Genomic DNA, 18,315 nt, shown 5'->3' on the forward strand with positions numbered 1-18,315 from the left:
GCGCTTCCCTTAACAGGAAGCGCCGCCAGAAAAAGCATTAAATCAGACCAGGATTGTATTTCTGGTTGAATTTCTCTTCCGACTGGAACAGATAAATAATACCTTCGATAAAGCCGACAATCGCCGGGATCCCCGTCCAGCAGAACAGCAGGTAGAACAACCCCCACCACTTCATCCCTAAGTAAAACTTGTGAATGCCCAGCCCACCCAGGAAGATGGCCAGCAGGGCCGCCGCGAGCTTGTCTTTTCTGCTCATAGTGCACTTCTCCTAACTTCTCACCGAACCACCGGCATGTCCAAAAACGGATGCCGCTCCACAGAGCGCCGCATCGCAATGCTTGAGGAGGAAAACATTCACCCATCAAGGCTCAACAGGGGTAATTATAACAGTGATTAATTAAACGGTTGTTTAACCGGGGAAAGGCAAGCAAAAGACGTACGGCAAGAGAAGGAATATTCCTGCGGCGAAGACTCAACACTTTAATATCTTGTTGTTTTTAAAGTGGATAATGTGCATGTATTCATGACTATCATGCCAGCCGTTGACGCCGCGCTAAGCGTGTTGCCCCTAGGGGGCCATATCCTTGTCGACTATTTTATTTTCCCTGGTGACTTCCCACTGACAATCTAGGTGACTCGCATTGATAGGATTCGCAGCGTCAGCCCGGACTAACAGCAATAAAATCGATCTTGAATAACGCTATGTCTATTCTAAAGCCCGTCATATTGTGGACGATGCCCAGCGATCAGATTTGCCACCTGTGCATAATCCTTAATAACGCCGGGGTGGCGCCGTCCGGTGCAAAAAACAAAGCTACAGCGCTGTTCATTACCGATCAACTTCTCCGCCAAATTTCTGGCTCGCAGCTTAGGCGTGGCGTTCATTCTAAGGATCTGCATTTTCTCTGTTTCATTACTTTGGGGATGAAGCTTTTCTTCATACTCTCCCACCATCAGCGTGACCTGATTGACATGTTCATCAATGGCTAACTTGCCGTCAGGAATCAACGCCCCATTGCCCCACCAAATGGATGGACTGGCCGCTAAATAATTTTGAAATGCATCAGGATGATTAAACAGGGTATACAACACAAAATGACCACCGTGCGAATGGCCTGCCAGCGTTTGCCGATCTACGTTGACAGGATAATGCGCTTCGACCCATGGTTTAACGCATGCGGCAATAAACTGATAAAACGCTGCCGCTCCACCCCCTTCCGCAAACTCTTTCTCTCCTGAGGGAACCGTATAATCGCGGGTTCTTGCCTTCAAGACATCCACCCCGTCTTGATAGCCAATGCCGACATAAAGAATATCCCCATCGCGTTTTCTGTTGTTACGTTCCGTCACGACCGAAAACTGGGAGTTAGCATCCAAAAGATACAGCGGGTTCAAATTGCCGCCAATCCCCCTACGATGAGAGATAAAGACTCTGTATCTTTGACCATTAAAGACAAAACACTTCGTTCTTGAAATTAAATCTTCACACATAACAACCTCACTTGTTTAAATGAATTAATCGCGTTAATGCCTTTCTTCTCAGATAAGAAAAAGACGGTGAGGTCCCAACGTAGCAACGCATATTCCCGTTTACGACGTTTGTGTGTTGTGCGATTTATGGCACGCAAGCCCAGGTATTGCACCATGCGCCGGATTAATAGGCTTTAGCTTTGCGGCAGAGTCGGTGACGGAGTGTACGAAAGGGAAAGTTAAAAAGTGAGGTGGTGCCGATAATAGGAGTCGAACCTACGACCTTCGCATTACGAATGCGCTGCTCTACCAACTGAGCTATATCGGCATCGAGCCAAGCCTGCGGGGCAAGCCGGAAGTGCGTTGAACAAGGTAGACCTGTGCGTGAAATGAGTCAATAGCCGCCGGGGTGTTTGGTTGTTTTGCAAGCAACCGCACTGCGGCACACTCAACCTTCCCAAAAACAATCAGGGCGCAGCATGCTGCGCCCTGACCTCTTTCTGACCGCAATCCGGCCCTAGCTGCGCACCAGATCGTCGCCGTAGCCGATCCACTTGTAGGTGGTCAGCGCGTCCAGGCCCATCGGGCCGCGGGCGTGCAGTTTCTGGGTGCTCACCGCCACTTCTGCGCCCAGGCCGAATTGGCCGCCGTCGGTGAAGCGGGTGCTGGCGTTGACGTACACCGCCGAGGAGTCCACCGCGCGCACGAAGTGCTCGGCGCTGCTCAGCGAGCGGGTGAGGATCGCGTCGGAGTGGTTGGTGCCGTGGGTGCGGATGTGGTCGATGGCCTGATCGATATCGTCCACCAGCAGCACGTTCAGATCCAACGACAGCCATTCGTCGTCGTAATCTTCCGCGTTCACCGGCACCACCGTCGCCGGGCCGCCCTGCAGCAGCGGCAGCGCATTTTCCGCCGCGTGCAGCGTCACGCCCGCCGCCGCCATTTTGGCGCTCAGCGCCGGCAGGAACTCGGCGGCGATGCTGCGGTTCACCAGCAGCGTCTCCAGCGAGTTACAGGCGCTCGGGCGCTGGATCTTGGCGTTTTCAATCACCGTCAGGGCCTTGTCGAAATCGACATCGGCATCCACATAGGTGTGGCACACGCCGATGCCGCCGGTGATCACCGGGATGGTCGATTGCTCGCGGCACAGCTTGTGCAGGCCGGCGCCGCCGCGCGGGATCAGCATGTCGACATAGCGATCCAGGCGCAGCAGTTCGTTCACCAATGCGCGATCCGGGCTGTCGATCGCCTGCACCGCCGCCGCCGGCAGGCCGCACTGTTCCAGCGCCTGCTGGATCACTTTTACCGTCGCCTGGTTGGTGTTGTGCGTCTCTTTACCGCCGCGCAGGATCACCGCGTTGCCGGTTTTCAGGCACAGGCTGGCGACGTCGATGGTGACGTTCGGGCGCGCCTCGTAAATCACGCCGATCACGCCGAGCGGCACCCGGCGGCGCTCCAGCTTCAGCCCGCTGTCCAGCAGGTTGCCGTCCAGCACGTGGCCGACCGGATCGTTCAGGCGGCACACCTGGCGCACGTCATTGGCGATCGCCGCCAGCCGCGCCGGGGTCAGCAGCAGGCGATCGAGCAGCGCTTCGCTCATGCCGGTGGCGCGCGCCTGCGCCATGTCTTGTTCGTTCGCCAGCAGGATCGCTTCGCTGTTGGCTTCCAGCCTGTCGGCCATCACCGACAGCACCTGATTCTTCTTCGCCGTGCTCAGCACCGCCAGCTGCCAGGAGGCCTGCTTGGCGGCCTTCCCCATCTGCTCCAGCATGCTCACTCCTTAACTGACAATCATATCGTCGCGGTGCACTGCCACCGGACCGTATTCATAACCGAGGATTTCGGTGATTTCCTGCGAGTGGTGCCCGGCGATCATGCGCATCGCATCGCTGTTGTAGCGGCTGACGCCGTGCGCCAGATCGCGCCCCGCCAGGTTGCGGATGCGGATCACTTCGCCGCGCGAGAAGTCGCCCTTCACTTCGCGGATGCCTTTCGGCAGCAGAGAGCTGCCGCGCGCCATCATGGCTTCCACCGCGCCGTCGTCGACGGTGATCTCACCGGCCGGCGGCGCGCCGAAGATCCAGCGCTTGCGGTTTTCCAGCGGGGTTTCCAGCGCGTGGAAACGGGTGCCCACCGGCTTGCCTTCGATCACGTCCGCCACCACGCCCGGCTTGCTGCCGGCGGCGATCACGACGTCGATGCCGGCGCGGCAGGCCACGTCGGCCGCCTGCAGTTTGGTGCCCATGCCGCCAGTGCCCAGACCGGAAACGCTGTCGCCGGCGATGGCGCGCAGCGCGTCGTCGATGCCGTGCACTTCACGGATCAGTTCGGCCTGCGGGTTGTTGCGCGGATCGGCGGTGTAGAGGCCCTGCTGATCGGTCAGCAGCAACAGTTTGTCGGCCCCGGCCAAAATGGCCGCCAGCGCCGACAGGTTATCGTTGTCGCCCACCTTGATTTCGGCGGTGGCGACGGCGTCGTTCTCATTGATTACCGGCACGATGCGGTTGTCCAGCAGCGCCGTCATGGTGTCGCGCGCGTTGAGGAAGCGCTCGCGGTCTTCCAGATCGGCGCGCGTCAGCAGCATCTGCCCGACGTGGATGCCGTAAATGGAGAACAGCTGTTCCCACAGCTGGATCAGTCGGCTCTGCCCCACCGCCGCCAGCAGCTGCTTGGAAGCGATGGTGGCGGGCAGCTCGGGGTAGCCCAGGTGCTCGCGCCCGGCGGCGATCGCGCCGGAGGTGACGATGACGATGCGGTGGCCCGCGGCGTGTTGCTGCGCGCACTGGCGCACCAATTCGACGATGTGGGCGCGGTTCAGACGCAGCGATCCGCCGGTCAACACGCTGGTGCCCAATTTCACAACCAATGTCTGGCTGCCGTTCATAGTATTTCTGCCGTGTGTAATGATGAGAAGAAGAGTGCAAAGGTCTTTGTAACAGGAGAGACGCGTTATGCCAACAGGCACAACGCGAAATCAGCACAATACGTGGTCAAACGGGGTCAGGCGGAGAGTTTGATCAGTTTTTCTTTGAAATCGTCGGCGGGTTCCAGCCCCAGATCCATGGTCGCCAGCAGCTCGCCCAGGCGGCGATGGAAGTCGCGCAGAGTGTCTTCCAGCTTGGCGCTCACTTCATCATCCTTAATGTTTTGCGCCGTCCAGTCGCCTTCTTTGTCGAACAGGCCGAATTGGTAAGAATAGGTGAAGCGCGCCTCTTCCGCCTGCAGCTCCATCCACCAGCCCCAGAACTCACGCTTCTCCGGAGCGGGCTTTACATTGACGCAGACGGCCAAACAATCAAAGAAAAAACGGTCGTTTTCACATTGCCCTTCACGCAGGTACGGCCCCAAGCTGGCAAAACGTTTCATTAGTCGGCTTTTAGGGTGACCACTCGGTAACGTCATTCTCTAACCTCCTCAATGTAGACCACTCTTTTTAACAAACTGTTAAAATTTAGCAACTAATTAACGCATTTTGTCCTTCAGCCAGCCGGACATCTGCAGCAACGCCCGGTGGAAGCTGTCGTAGACCGGGGTGCGCGGGATGGCGATCAGCTTGCCGCTCACCGAGGAGGTGACGATCAGCTGCGACTCCTCTTTCGGGCTGAGCGTATCGCGCTCCCAGTAGCCGGAGATCATCGGCGTCGGGCAACGGCGCCCCAACAGCCCCTGCATTTTCAGCGAGTAGCTGTTCAGCTCCACCTTCAGCACGTTGTCGGAAGCGTTAGCCATGCCCATGCGGCTGGCCAGCACATCCATATACATGTCCGGCACGTTCAGCTGGGTGCTGCCGTCGCACAGCAGGCGATGCACCACCGGGCCCAGGCAGGCCACGCCGCGCAGCCGCTGCGGCTCCAGATAGGCCAGTCGCACCGCCACGTTAGCGCCGAAGCGGAAGCCGAAAGCGCTCACCCGCTGATGATCCACCCACGGCACCGAGGCCAGCTGGATCAGCACCTGCTGATGCAGGTAGCTGGAATCCTGCGTCAGCTTCCATTTGCAGGAGGAGCCGATCGACGGCATGTCGAGCGTCAGCATGGCGATGCCGTGCGGCGCCAGGTAGTCGCGGAACAGGCGGTGGTAGTCGGTCTGCAGCGTATCGAGGCTGCCGCACATCAGCACCGTCGGGAACGGCGCCTCGCCCTTCTCCGGCATGTGCAGGAAACCGGTGACGCTGCCGCCGCCTTCGATGCGAAACTCCAGCTCTTTCAGCTGATACGGCAGCAGCAGCGCCGCCTCTTCGTAAGCGCGGTTAGCCAGCATCTCCGCCTGTTCGGCCAGCTCGTCGCCCTTCAGGTGCGGGTAACCGGCGATGCTGTACAGGCTCGCGGCCTTCAGCCAGTACTCGCCGCCGAGCAGCGGATCCTGCTGCTCCGTCGCCCGCTGCTGCCACTGCATGCCCTGATGGATCCACTCGTAGATCCAGTTGCCGTTGCGGTAGCCCACCACGGTATCCAGCCGTTGCGGATTGCTGCGCTCGGCGTCCGAGGCGGCGATGCGCGCCAGCACTTCGTGGATTTCGATCGGGCTGACGCCGCGCCAGGCCCACAGCAGCGGATTCAGCATGCGGTACCAGCTGCCGGTGGTGTCGCCTTCCAATGCGGAATGCATGGCGGCGCTCACTTTGTTGCGCGCGCGCAGCACCAGCGTCGAGGTTTCAGGGTGTTTGAATTTAGGCTTGAAAAGAATTTCAGAAAGGTTGGCCTGTGCCATGGTAACAACAGCCTCCGTAAATCTGGCGATAGGCCGCAACAGGCCTACTTAACTGGAGGTAGTGTACCTAACTCTGGCGGGATAAACCAAGATAACGCAAACGCCCGGCATAACCGGGCGTCAGGCGGCTGACAAAGAAGGAAACGCGTGGTTTTTCCTCCTTTGTGGACAACGGCCGAAAATCAATAAATTGATTTCCCTTATTTTTTATATTTTGCCTTCGGCAAGCCTGACAACGCCATCACGTTTATCATTAAACAAACGCCCGGCATAACCGGGCGTTGATTTGGAACTGGCTGGGCTTAGCGACCGCCGATAGGGGGAACGAAGCTGACGCCCATGTCCCACGGCTGCTCGATCCAGGTGTCCTGCGGGATGTCGACCACATAGTCGTCCACCAGTGGACGGCCCGCCGGCTTGGCGAAGATGGTGACGAAATGCGCTTTCGGGTACATATCGCGGATCGCTTTTGCGGTACCGCCGGTATCCACCAGATCGTCTACTACGATGAAGCCTTCACCGTCGCCTTCGGCGCGCTTGAGCACTTTCATTTCGCGCTGGTTGTCATGGTCGTAGCTGGAAATGCAGACGGTATCCACATAGCGAATTCCCAGTTCGCGCGCCAGCAGGCCCGCCGGCACCAGACCGCCGCGGCTTACGGCAATGATGCCGGTCCATTTGTCGGCAGGCAGCAGGCGGTGCGCCAGCTTGCGTGCATGTATTTGCAGCATATCCCAGGTAACAACGTATTTTTCGCTCATAGAATCGTGTCCCAGCCGGCTGGTGAAGCGGCTTACTTTATAGTTCAGGGGAAAAAAGGTTGCGCGAGATTATAGAGACTGGCCGCGTTGAATTCCAGCTGTACCGAGGAAAACCTCACGATTTCCGCCGCGCGGCTTTTCGGTGATTGATGCTGAAAAAGCGAACGTTCCCGCCGCGAAGCCGTGTGATCAAGCGCTTAAACCGCACAATACGGGGCGCGCGCCGCCGGAAATAAAGTGATATTCTCTGATGATCGTGCCACGACGCACAGATACCCGCTCACCTCAACCGCGCGGCACGCCCGTCCTGTCGGAGCCTGCCGTCACAGGAGACTTATAGTGTCTGAATTGTCTCAGCTTTCGCCACAGCCGCTGTGGGATATTTTCGCCAAGATCTGTTCTATCCCGCACCCTTCTTATCATGAAGAAGCGCTGGCGCAGCACATCCTCACCTGGGCCAAAGAGAAGAACCTGCACGCCGAGCGTGATCAGGTCGGCAATATCCTGCTGCGCAAGCCGGCCACCAAAGGCATGGAAAACCGCAAGCCGGTCGCGCTGCAGGCGCACCTGGACATGGTGCCGCAAAAGAATAACGACACCGTGCACGACTTCGCCAAGGATCCGATCCAGCCTTATATCGCCGGCGAGTGGGTGAAAGCGCGCGGCACCACGCTGGGCGCCGACAACGGCATCGGCATGGCCTCCGCCCTGGCGGTGCTGGCCGACGACAGCGTTGAGCACGGCCCGCTGGAAGTGCTGCTGACCATGACAGAAGAAGCCGGCATGGACGGCGCCTTCGGGCTGCAGCCGAACTGGCTGCAGGCGGACATCCTGATCAATACCGATTCCGAAGAAGAAGGCGAAATCTACATGGGTTGCGCCGGCGGTATCGACTTCATCACCACCCTGCCGCTACAGCGCGAAGCGGTGCCGGCCGGTTACCAAACCCTGAAGCTGACCCTCAAGGGCCTGAAAGGCGGCCACTCCGGCGCCGAGATCCACGTCGGGCTGGGCAACGCCAACAAACTGCTGGCGCGCTTCCTGTTCGCCCATGCGGCGGCGCTGAACCTGCGCGTGCTGGATCTGAACGGCGGCACCCTGCGCAACGCCATTCCGCGTGAAGCCTCTGCGGTGGTTGCGGTGCCGGCGGACAAAGCCGACGCGCTGAAAGCGCTTAGCCAGGAGTTCCTGGCGGTGCTGCAGAACGAACTCTCCGCCAAAGAGAAGAACATCACCGTGCTGCTGGAGCCGACCACCAGCGCTTCGCAGGCGCTGAGCGCCGACAGCCAGCAGCGCTTCCTCGCGCTGCTGAACGGCACGCCGAACGGCGTGATCCGCATGAGCGACGCGGTAAAAGGCGTAGTGGAAACCTCGCTGAACGTCGGCGTGGTCACCACCAGCGAAAACGAAGCGGAAATCATCTGCCTGATCCGCTCTCTGATCGACAGCGGCAAAGACTACGTGGTCGAAATGCTGACCGCGCTGGGCCAGCTGGCCGGCGCCAAAGTGGCGCCGAAGGGCGGCTACCCGGGCTGGCAGCCGGACGCCGATTCACCGGTGATGCACCTGGTGCGCGAGCTGTATCAGGATCTGTTCGACAAGACGCCGAACATCATGGTGATCCACGCCGGCCTGGAATGCGGCCTGTTCAAAAAACCGTACCCAAACATGGATATGGTATCGATCGGGCCAACCATCACCGGCCCGCACTCGCCGGATGAGCAGGTGCATATCGAAAGCGTCGGTCTGTACTGGAAGCTGCTGACCTCGCTGCTGAAAGCGATCCCTGAGCGCGCGTAATCTGCGCGCTTAACGCAAAAAGCCGGCGATCGCCGGCTTTTTTTATTCCCACGACAGCGCCAGCTGCCGTTCCAGCTGCGGATCGAGCAGCGTCACGTGCAGCCCCACCAGCCGCACGCCGCGCCCTTCACGCCGATCGCGCCACGCCTGCCGCGCCACCGCCAGCAAATCCTGCTGGTTCAGCACCGGGAACACGTGCTCCTGGGTGGTTTGCTGAAAATCCTGAAACTTCAGCTTCACGCCCTGCCGGGCGATGTGCAGATCCGGCTTCACCTTACGCAGCCGCATCTCCAGCTCAGGGTAGAGTTTGTCGATAATCAGCGTTTCGCAATCTTCCCAGTCGTGAATGTCTTCCGCCAGCGTGCGCTCCACCCCCACCGATTTGCGCAGCCGCTCAGGAGAGATTTCGCGCCGATCGATGCCCTGACAGCGCTCCCACAGCACCCGGCCGAACTTGCCGAAGCGCTTGAGCAGCTGCGCCAAATCGTATTGCTGCACGTCGGCGCAGGTGATAAGCCCCACTTCCTCCAGCCGTTTGGCGGTCACCTTGCCGACGCCGGGGATCTTGCTGAGCGGCAGCTGCTGCAAAAACGCCGGCACCTGCGCCGGGGTGATCACGTATTGCCCATTCGGCTTGTTCATCTCGGAAGCGATTTTGGCAAGAAACTTGATCGGCGCGACACCGGCCGACGCGGTGAGATTCAGCTCGTCGGCGATCGCCTGACGGATCTCCTGGGCGATCAGCGTCGCCGAGCCGTTGCATTGCGGGCTGTCGGTCACGTCGAGATAGGCTTCATCGAGCGACAGCGGCTCGATCAACGGGGTATAGCGGGCGAAGATTTCACGGATATGCAGCGAAGCCTCTTTGTAGGCCGCCATGCGCCCCGGCAGCAGGGTGAGATGCGGGCACAGCTTTAGCGCCATCGCCGTGGACATGGCGCTGTGTACGCCGTAGCGCCGCGCCGGGTAGTTGGCGGTGCTGATCACCCCGCGCCGATCGGCGCTGCCGCCAATCGCCAATGGGATATCGCGCAGGCTGGGATCGTCGCGCATTTCCACCGCCGCGAAGAAGCAGTCCATATCGACATGAATGATTTTACGCATCGCACCCTCCAGTAACACTGTATAAGTATACAGTCAGATACCGAAAGCTCAAGGCCGCAGGCTTCGATGAAAGCACCGCTTCCGTCAGATATTTCCGCGTTGTTAAAAAAGCTTAATTTTTCAATAGTATGATCTCCGCTATCCCGTGCGGCTCACCACAACGATAACGACAAGGTACTCTACATGATCAGATTTTCTCATTGGCTGCTGGCTTCCGCGCTGTCGCTGAGCGCGCTGGCAGCCAGCGCCGCCGCCGGTCACGCGCCGGCGCTCGTCGCCCATCGCGGCGGCACCGCCGATGCGCCGGAAAACACCCGCATCGCCATCGAAACCGCGCTGAAAAACGGTGCCGACGCCGTTTGGATCACCCTGCAAGAATCCAAAGACGGCGTCATCGTGCTGTATCGCCCCTCGGATCTGACGGCGCTGACCAACCGGCAGGGCCCGGTCTCTGCGTATACCGCCGCACAATTGGCCGAGACCGATGCCGGCTGGGCGTTCGCCAAAGGCGATGCGCATCCGTTCCGCGGCCAGGGCATCGGCATTCCGCGGCTGGACGAGGTGCTAAAAGCGTTTCCGCACGTCACCTTCTATCTGGACATCAAATCCCCGGACGCCGATCCGGCGCAGTTTGGCCAGGCGCTGCTGGCGACGCTGGAAAGCACCGACAGCCTGAACCGCACCCGCGTCTACTCTACCGACGCCAAATACCTGCAGGCGCTGCCGCCGGCCATCCCGCGCTTCGAAAGCCGCGACGAGACCCGCACGCTGCTGGCCAACGTCACCATGGCGCACCAGTGCGATGTCAAACCGGACAACCGACAGCCGCGCTGGTACGGGCTGGAGCTGAAGCGCGAGGTGGAAGTGGTAGAGAAGTACACCCTCGGCGAAGGGCGCTCGAAGGCGTTTCTGACCTGGGATAAAGAATCGATGGACTGTTTCCGCTCGCAGGGCCTGGCACACATCATTCTGTTCGGCGTCAACACGCCGCAGGAGTATCAGCAGGCGCTGGCGCTGGGCGCCGACGGCGTGATGGTCAACTCGCCGGCCGAGGCGAAAAGCTTCCGCAAGGCAAAATAAAAAACCCGGCCAAGGCCGGGTTTTCGCTTCGCTACAGAATGCGGTGCTTGTCCAACTGCTCGCGCCGCTGCGCCGCTTTGGCTTCGCGCTTTTTGCGCGCANCGCTTCGCTACAGAATGCGGTGCTTGTCCAACTGCTCGCGCCGCTGCGCCGCTTTGGCTTCGCGCTTTTTGCGCGCATCGCAGGGTTCCGGGCAGTCGCAGACTTTCTCCATCCCCAGCGCAGTGATGCCGCCGCAGCTGCCCTGCAGGCTTTTGCGTTTAAACACATAGCCCAGCGACATGCCGCCGACGATCAGCAGGAACAACACGAAGGTGGCGGCGAATACCGTCAACATAACAACCTCACGAACTCTTTTTCAGATAGGGTTTGAACGCATCCGAATAACGCTCCTCAAACCCGTCGGCGGTTTTCACGATCATGAACACCGGGATACCGAGCAGGTTGGCCAGCGCCATCCCGCGCTCCGGCCCCATTACGTTCAGGCCGGTGGACAGGCCGTCGGCGGTCATGCAGGTCGGGCTCAGCACGGTAATCGACACCAAACGGTGATGAATGGGCCGGCCGGTGACCGGATCGATAGTGTGCGAATAGCGCACCCCGTCCTGCTCGAAGTAGTTGCGATAGTCACCCGAGGTGGCGATCGACATCTCTCCCGGCTGGATCACCAGCTGCGCCTGCTGCTGCGCGCCGGCGGTCGGGCGTTCGATGGCAATACGCCACGGCTTTTGCTCGCCGTTGCGCCCGCGGGTGCGCACTTCGCCGCCAATATCCACCATGTAGTTTTGCACGTGCTGCGATTGCAGGTATTCCGCCACCACGTCTACGCCATACCCTTTGGCGATCGACGACAGGTCGACATACAGCTCGGGGATGCTTTTCACCAGCGCGCTGCCCTGCACCGACAGCTTGTCGGCGCCGGTCCAGGCGCGACGGTGCTCCAGCTCCGCCTCGCTCGGCACTTTATCCGGCCGCCCTTCCGGGCCGAAGCCCCACAGATTGACCAGCGGCCCGACGGTCACGTCCAGCGCGCCGTCGGTGACACGGTTGATGCGCAGCGCTTCGCGCACCACCTCGGCGGTCGCCGGTGAAACCGGGAACGGCCGCTCAATGTCGCGGCTGGCGTTGAAGCGGCTCAGCTCGGAATCCGGCCGGTAGGTGGACATTTGGTCGTTCACCTGCTCCAGCCGTTTGTCGATCTCCGCCTGCATCTCGCGCGCCGACGGCGTATCGTCGCCGGTCACATAACGGATCGAATACGAGGTGCCCATGGTTTTACCCGCCAGGTTCACCTGTTCCGGCCCGCAGCCGGTCAGCAGCAGGGTGGCGCTCAGCGCCACGCCCGTCAGCCAGTTCTTCATCGCCAATGCGCGCATTTAGCCACCAAAGTCATCCAGCATGATGTTTTCGTCTTCGACGCCCAGATCTTTCAGCATCTTGATCACCGCGGCGTTCATCATCGGCGGCCCGCACATGTAAAACTCGCAGTCCTCCGGCGCCGGGTGGTTCTTCAGATAGTTCTCCAGCAGAACATTATGGATAAAGCCGGTGTAGCCGGTCCAGTTATCTTCCGGCTGCGGATCCGACAGCGCCACGTGCCAGGTGAAGTTGTCGTTCTCCGCCTGCAGCTGGTTGAAGTCGTCTTCATAGAACATCTCGCGCAGCGAACGCGCGCCGTACCAGAAGGTGATCTTGCGCTTCGAGTTCAGGCGCTTGAGCTGATCGAAGATATGCGAGCGCATCGGCGCCATGCCCGCGCCGCCGCCGATAAAGATCATTTCGGCATCGGTGTCCTTGGCGAAGAACTCGCCGAACGGCCCGGAGATGGTCACCTTGTCGCCGGCCTTCAGCGACCAGATATAGGAAGACATGATGCCCGGCGGCACCTCCGGATTGTTCGGTGGCGGCGTGGCGATACGCACGTTGAGCATGATGATGCCCTTCTCTTCCGGGTAGTTGGCCATCGAGTAGGCGCGCACCGTGGTGTCGTTTACCGTCGAGCGGTAGCGGAACAGGTTGAACTTGTCCCAGTCGCCGCGATATTCCTGCGGCACGTCGAAGTCGGCGTAGCTGATGTCGTGCGCCGGCGCTTCGATCTGGATGAAGCCGCCCGCGCGGAACGGCACGTCTTCGCCATCGGGGATCTTCAGCTTCAGCTCTTTGATAAAGGTGGCTTTGTTATCGTTGGAGATAACCTCGCACTCCCATTTCTTCACGCCGAAGATCTCTTCCGGCAGCTCGATCTTCAGGTTCTGCTTCACGTTCACCTGGCACGCCAGGCGGCAACCCTCTTTCGCTTCGCGCTTGTTAATGTGCGAGAGCTCGGTCGGCAGGATATCGCCGCCGCCCTCTTTGATCACCACCCGGCACTGGCCGCAGGAACCGCCGCCGCCGCAGGCCGAGGAGACGAAGATCCCCTGGCTGGAGAGCACGTTGAGCAGCTTGTCGCCCGCCGGCGCTTGGAAGCTCTTATCCAAATCGCCGTTGATCTCCACCGCGATGTCGCCGGTATTCACCAGCTTCGATTTGGCAAACAGGATCAGCAACACCAGCACCATCACGATGGTGGTGAACATTGCTACGCCTAAAATAATTTCCATAAATTCTTCCCGCCTTTACAACTGAACACCGGAGAAGGACATGAAGCCCAGCGCCATCAGTCCGGTGGTGATAAAGGTAATGCCCAGGCCGCGCAGTCCCGCCGGCACGTTGGCATATTTGAGTTTTTCGCGGATCCCCGCCATGGCGACGATCGCCAGCATCCAGCCGGTGCCGGAGCCGATGCCGTACACCACCGATTCGGCGAAGTTGTAGTCGCGCTGCACCATGAAGGACACGCCGCCAAAGATGGCGCAGTTCACGGTGATGAGCGGCAGGAAGATGCCGAGCGCGTTATACAGCGATGGGAAGAAGCGATCGAGGATCATCTCCAGAATCTGCACCAGTGCCGCGATCACGCCGATGAAGGTGATGAAGTTGAGGAAGCTCAGATCGACGCCTTCCACCAGCGCGCCGTCGCGCAGGATCAGGTTGTAGACCAGGTTGTTCACCGGCACCGAAATGCCGAGCACGATGGTCACCGCGATGCCCAGGCCAAAGGCGGTCGACACCTTCTTCGACACCGCCAGGAAGGTACACATCCCGAGGAAGAACGCCAGCGCCATGTTCTCAACGAACACCGCGCGCACAAACAGGCTGATATAGTGTTCCATCGGCCTTTACTCCTTTTCGATCTGCGCCGGCTTCAGGGTGCGCAGCACCCAGATCAGCAGGCCGATGATGAAGAACGCGCTCGGCGCCAGCAGGAACAGGCCGTTCGGCTGGTACCAGCCGCCGTTCTGCACCGTTTCCAGCACCGGCACGCCGAACAGCTTGCCGGAGCCGATCAGCTCGCGCAGGAAACCGACCAGCACCAGGATCACCCCGTAGCCCAGCCCGTTGCCGATGCCGTCCATAAAGCTCTCGATCGGCGGCGATTTCATGGCGTAGGCCTCGGCGCGTCCCATCACGATACAGTTGGTGATGATAAGGCCAACGAACACCGACAGCTGCTTGGAGATCTCGAACGCATAGGCACGCAGCAGCTGATCGACCACGATCACCAGCGAAGCGATAATCGCCATCTGCACGATAATGCGCACGCTGTTGGGAATGTGATGACGGATCAGCGAGATGAAGAAGCTGGAGAACGCCGTCACCAGCGTCACCGCAATGGTCATCACCACCGCCGTCTCCAGCTTGGTGGTCACCGCCAGCGCGGAGCAAACGCCCAGCACCTGCAGGGCGATCGGGTTATTGTCGAACAGCGGCCCCAGCAGGACCCGCTTTATCTCTTTGGAATCAGCCATTTTTCAGCGCTCCTTCACGAACTTTTTTCAGGAACGGGCCGAAGCCGTGCTCGCCCAACCAGAAATCAAACGTATGCTGCACGCCGTTGGAGGTCAGCGTGGCGCCGGACAGGCCGTCCACCCCGTGCACATCTCCCTGGCGCGCGCCGCCTTTCACCACGCGGATCGCCGGCTGGCCGTTGTCGTCGAACAGTTGCTTGCCGACCCACTGCTGGCGCCAGGACGGGTTCTCGACCTCACCGCCCAGCCCCGGGGTTTCCCCCTGGTCGTAGTAGGTGATGCCCTTGACCGTGTTGCCATCGTTATCCAGCGCCACGAAGGCGTACATCATCGACCACAGACCGGTGCCGTATACCGGCAGCACAATCTTGTTCACCTGGCCGCTTTCATTGCGCACCAGATAGATTTCCGCCTGGTTGCTGCGGCGCTTGATGCCGGCTGGATCGTCGCCCGCCGCCAGCGCCACGCTTTTGGCGTCGTCGCGCAGCGCAGCGCCCAGATCGAACGCCGCCGCCTTGCCGGCGACAAACTCGCCGCTGTTCAGATCCACCAAACGCGGCTCGATGCGCTCGCTGTACAGGCGTTTGACCTGCTCGCTCTCCATTTTCGGCTGCAACAGGCCGGCTACGTCGAGAATATTGCGCTGCTTATCGAGCAGCTTTTGCTCCTGCTGTTTGGACTTCAGGCCGACGGCGGAGCCCGCCACCACCACTGAACACACCAGACACAGCAGCAGCACTACCAGCAGCGTTTTACCGATGCCGTCGTTTTTCGCTTCATTCGCCACGGGCTTTTCTCCGCTTGATGTTGGCCTGCACCACCAGGTAATCGAACAGCGGCGCGAACAGGTTGGCGAACAGGATCGCCAGCATCATGCCTTCCGGATAGGCGGGGTTGACCACCCGGATCAGCACGCACATCACGCCGATCAGAATGCCGTACCACCATTTCCCCTTGTTGGTGAAGGAGGCGGAAACCGGGTCGGTCGCCATAAAGATCATGCCGAAGGCGAAACCGCCCAGCACCAGGTGCCAGTACCACGGCATGGCGAACATCGGGTTGGTGTCGGAACCGATGGCGTTGAACAGCATGGCGGAAGCCACCATGCCGAGCATCACGCCGGCGACGATGCGCCAGGAGGCCACGCGGCCGAACAGGATAATCGCCCCGCCGATCAGGATCATCAGCGTGGACACCTCACCGATCGAGCCGGGAATGTTGCCGAGGAAAGCGTCCATCCAGCTGATGGACTGGCCGGTGGCTACGTTGCTCAGGCTGTGCGCCCCGCCTGCGCTCCACTGCGCCAGCGGCGTCGCGCCGGAGAAACCGTCAGCGGAAGTCCACACCAGATCGCCGGAGATCTGCGCCGGATAGGCGAAGAACAGGAAGGCGCGGCCGGCCAGCGCCGGGTTGAGGAAGTTGCGCCCGGTGCCGCCGAAGATCTCTTTGGCCACTACCACGCCGAAGGTGATACCCAGCGCGGCCTGCCACAGCGGCAGGGTCGGCGGCACGATCAGCGCGAACAGGATAGAGGTGACGAAGAAACCTTCGTTGACCTCATGCTTGCGGATGATGGCGAACAGCACTTCCCAGAAACCGCCGACGATGAACACCACGGCGTAGATCGGCAGGAAGTAACAGGCGCCCAGCACCATTTTGCTGATCCAGCCGGCGTCGGCCGCCAGCGAGGCGCCGAGCCACTGCGCCAGACGATAATGCCAGTCACCCGCCAACACCTGTTGCAGCTCGTCGCCGCTGTACAGATGATGCAGCGCCGGGATCGCCTGCTGGCCGACGTTGTACATGCCCCAGAACATCGCCGGGAACACCGCCAGCCACACCAGGATCATCATGCGTTTCAAATCGATGGCGTCGCGCACGTGCGAAGCGCCGCGCGTCACCGTGCCGGGGGTGTAAAACACCGTGGTGGTCGCTTCATACAGCGGATACCACTTTTCCAATTTGCCGCCCGGCGTGAAGTGATGCTCTATCTTCTCAAAATAATTCTTCAGGCCCATCGGTTATCCTTCCTGCTCAATCTTGGTCAGCACCTCGCGCAGCACCGGCGCGTACTCATATTTGCCGGGGCAAACGAAGGTGCACAGCGCCAGATCTTCCTCGTCCAGCTCCAGACAACCCAGCGCCTGCGCGCTGTCGCTGTCGCCCGCCAGCAGATCGCGCAGCAGCAGCGTCGGCAGAATATCCAGCGGCATCACCCGCTCGTAGTTGCCGATCGGCACCATGGCCCGCTCGCCGCCGTTGGTGGTGGTCGAGAAGGCGAACAGTTTGTTCTTCAGGAAGTGGCCCAGCGTGGTGCGGGTAATGGAGAACTTGTTCGGCGAAGGCACGATCCAACCGAACAGCTCTTTGTCGCGCCCTTCTTCCAGCACCGACACCTGCGAGTGGAAGCGGCCGAGCCAGGCGTTCGGCCCGGCGGCGTGCATGCCGTTCAGCACCGAACCGGAGATCACCCGGTTCTCGCCGCCTTTCAGGCGGCCGGCAGTCAGCTCATCGAGGCTGGCCCCCAGACGAGTGCGCAGCAGCGCCGGCTGCGCCACCTGTGGCCCGGCCAGCGCCACGACCCGGCGGGTGTCGAGCTTGCCGGTAGTGAACAGCGTGCCGATGGCGATCGCATCCTGGTAGCCGATGTGCCAAACGGTTTTCTTCAGGCTGACCGGTTCGAGGAAGTGAATGTGAGTGCCTGCCAACCCGGCAGGATGCGGGCCGGCGAATTCGCTGTAAGCGATCTGCGGGCCGCTCTGCTGGCCAACCGAAGCGCCGGCGGCATGGCACACGTGCACCTTGCCCGCCGTCAGGCGCGCCAGCACCACCAGCCCGGCGTTGAACGCTGCCTGCTGCTCGGCGATGATCACCTGCGGATCGGCGGCCAACGGCTGGGTGTCCATAGCGGTGACGAAAATGGCGCGCGGTTCGCTGCCGGGAGCCGGCGTCTTGCTGAACGGGCGGGTGCGCAGCGCGGTCCACAGGCCGCTGGCGATCAGTTCGCTCTCGACCTGCTCGCGCGGCAGCTGGGCCAGTTCACCCAGCGGGTAGTGCGCGAACTCGAGCTGATCGTCGCCGCCGTTTTCCAGCGCAATCACCACCGATTGCAATACGCGCCGCTCGCCGCGGTTAATCGCGGCGATGCGGCCGCTGGCGGGAGCCGTGAAGAAAACCCCGGGGTTTTTCTTGTCTTCGAACAACGCCTGGCCTTTCTTAACGGTATCGCCTTCCTGCACCAGCATGGAGGGGCGCATTCCGACATACTCTTCCCCAAGCAGGGCGACATGCTGAATGTTCGGGCCGTCTTGGATCGCCTGAACCGGAGCCCCGGCTATCGGCAGATCTAACCCTTTTCTGATCTTAATCATAGGATTTATACGATGTAGTTTGGTTTACACGTCTGCCCGGCCCCAGAGGCGGGTGCGGACGATGCCAGGATTGCCGGGCAGTGCGCACGACGGCACGCCCAACATGAACTTTCTCGCAGTGAATATATGGGGTAACGCGCATTCCTTTGATTCCCCCTTTCCGTTGTTTGC

Annotated in this window: 18 protein-coding genes and 1 tRNA gene; 2 read left to right on the plus strand and 17 right to left on the minus strand. The window is 60.5% G+C overall.

Annotation, left to right across the window (positions count from 1 at the left end):
• Window positions 1–37: 37 nt before the first annotated feature.
• The 8 genes from GKN89_RS22195 to gpt form a co-directional block, all read right to left on the minus strand.
• Window positions 38–256, minus strand: coding sequence for a TM2 domain-containing protein (locus GKN89_RS22195; protein ID WP_015376761.1), 219 nt, complete (start codon window positions 254–256; stop codon window positions 38–40).
• A gap of 455 nt (window positions 257–711) precedes the next feature.
• On the minus strand, window positions 712–1,491 hold the full coding sequence (locus tag GKN89_RS22200) for an alpha/beta hydrolase (protein WP_071891938.1): 780 nt from the start codon (window positions 1,489–1,491) through the stop codon (window positions 712–714).
• Between the two features lie 231 nt (window positions 1,492–1,722).
• Window positions 1,723–1,798, minus strand: a tRNA-Thr gene (locus GKN89_RS22205).
• 189 nt (window positions 1,799–1,987) lie between these two features.
• Window positions 1,988–3,241: a glutamate-5-semialdehyde dehydrogenase gene (gene proA, locus GKN89_RS22210; RefSeq protein WP_015376739.1), complete on the minus strand. Its 1,254-nt coding sequence runs from the start codon at window positions 3,239–3,241 to the stop codon at window positions 1,988–1,990.
• A 9-nt stretch (window positions 3,242–3,250) separates the two neighbouring features.
• A complete protein-coding gene (gene proB / locus GKN89_RS22215; RefSeq protein ID WP_033634090.1) occupies window positions 3,251–4,354 on the minus strand; it encodes a glutamate 5-kinase in 1,104 nt (367 codons plus the stop codon).
• Window positions 4,355–4,470: 116 nt separating this feature from the next.
• Window positions 4,471–4,872, minus strand: coding sequence for a sigma factor-binding protein Crl (gene crl, locus GKN89_RS22220; RefSeq protein ID WP_025160082.1), 402 nt, complete (start codon window positions 4,870–4,872; stop codon window positions 4,471–4,473).
• Between the two features lie 60 nt (window positions 4,873–4,932).
• Window positions 4,933–6,180: an esterase FrsA gene (frsA, locus tag GKN89_RS22225; RefSeq protein ID WP_019454299.1), complete on the minus strand. Its 1,248-nt coding sequence runs from the start codon at window positions 6,178–6,180 to the stop codon at window positions 4,933–4,935.
• Between the two features lie 302 nt (window positions 6,181–6,482).
• Window positions 6,483–6,941, minus strand: coding sequence for a xanthine phosphoribosyltransferase (gene gpt, locus GKN89_RS22230; RefSeq protein WP_019454300.1), 459 nt, complete (start codon window positions 6,939–6,941; stop codon window positions 6,483–6,485).
• 339 nt (window positions 6,942–7,280) lie between these two features.
• Between gpt and pepD the strand changes: the two genes are divergently transcribed.
• Complete coding sequence (pepD, locus tag GKN89_RS22235; RefSeq protein WP_019454301.1) at window positions 7,281–8,741, plus strand: beta-Ala-His dipeptidase; 1,461 nt, start codon at window positions 7,281–7,283, stop codon at window positions 8,739–8,741.
• A gap of 42 nt (window positions 8,742–8,783) precedes the next feature.
• Here the strand turns inward: pepD and dinB are convergent, their stop codons facing one another.
• Window positions 8,784–9,845, minus strand: a complete 1,062-nt coding sequence (gene dinB, locus GKN89_RS22240; protein ID WP_154747790.1) for a DNA polymerase IV — start codon at window positions 9,843–9,845, stop codon at window positions 8,784–8,786.
• Between the two features lie 183 nt (window positions 9,846–10,028).
• On the opposite strand from dinB, the gene GKN89_RS22245 reads away from it, so the two are divergent.
• Window positions 10,029–10,925, plus strand: coding sequence for a glycerophosphodiester phosphodiesterase family protein (locus GKN89_RS22245; protein WP_154747791.1), 897 nt, complete (start codon window positions 10,029–10,031; stop codon window positions 10,923–10,925).
• 109 nt (window positions 10,926–11,034) lie between these two features.
• Here GKN89_RS22245 and nqrM read toward each other — a convergent pair whose 3' ends face one another.
• From nqrM to GKN89_RS22285, 8 genes are read right to left on the minus strand one after another with little or no spacing between them, the layout of a single operon-like run.
• Window positions 11,035–11,262: a (Na+)-NQR maturation NqrM gene (gene nqrM, locus GKN89_RS22250; protein ID WP_004930244.1), complete on the minus strand. Its 228-nt coding sequence runs from the start codon at window positions 11,260–11,262 to the stop codon at window positions 11,035–11,037.
• A gap of 7 nt (window positions 11,263–11,269) precedes the next feature.
• A complete protein-coding gene (locus tag GKN89_RS22255) occupies window positions 11,270–12,301 on the minus strand; it encodes an FAD:protein FMN transferase (protein ID WP_019454304.1) in 1,032 nt (343 codons plus the stop codon).
• On the minus strand, window positions 12,302–13,525 hold the full coding sequence (nqrF, locus tag GKN89_RS22260; RefSeq protein ID WP_154747792.1) for an NADH:ubiquinone reductase (Na(+)-transporting) subunit F: 1,224 nt from the start codon (window positions 13,523–13,525) through the stop codon (window positions 12,302–12,304).
• 15 nt (window positions 13,526–13,540) lie between these two features.
• Window positions 13,541–14,137, minus strand: a complete 597-nt coding sequence (gene nqrE, locus GKN89_RS22265) for an NADH:ubiquinone reductase (Na(+)-transporting) subunit E (protein ID WP_015376732.1) — start codon at window positions 14,135–14,137, stop codon at window positions 13,541–13,543.
• A 6-nt stretch (window positions 14,138–14,143) separates the two neighbouring features.
• Complete coding sequence (locus GKN89_RS22270) at window positions 14,144–14,773, minus strand: NADH:ubiquinone reductase (Na(+)-transporting) subunit D (RefSeq protein WP_004930232.1); 630 nt, start codon at window positions 14,771–14,773, stop codon at window positions 14,144–14,146.
• Entirely contained in the window at window positions 14,766–15,560 is a 795-nt protein-coding gene (locus tag GKN89_RS22275; protein WP_019454306.1) for a Na(+)-translocating NADH-quinone reductase subunit C, read from the minus strand. Before GKN89_RS22275 ends, GKN89_RS22270 begins: the two co-directional genes overlap by 8 nt.
• Window positions 15,550–16,791, minus strand: a complete 1,242-nt coding sequence (locus GKN89_RS22280) for an NADH:ubiquinone reductase (Na(+)-transporting) subunit B (RefSeq protein ID WP_154747793.1) — start codon at window positions 16,789–16,791, stop codon at window positions 15,550–15,552. The genes GKN89_RS22275 and GKN89_RS22280 overlap by 11 nt, the downstream gene beginning before the upstream one ends.
• 3 nt (window positions 16,792–16,794) lie before the next feature.
• Window positions 16,795–18,144 carry a Na(+)-translocating NADH-quinone reductase subunit A gene (locus GKN89_RS22285; protein WP_074053627.1) on the minus strand — a complete coding sequence of 450 codons (1,350 nt, stop codon included), beginning with the start codon at window positions 18,142–18,144 and terminating at the stop codon, window positions 16,795–16,797.
• Window positions 18,145–18,315 lie beyond the last annotated feature (171 nt).

The sequence above is a fragment of the Serratia sp. YC16 genome, assembly GCF_009707615.1.
Lineage (GTDB): Bacteria > Pseudomonadota > Gammaproteobacteria > Enterobacterales > Enterobacteriaceae > Serratia > Serratia surfactantfaciens.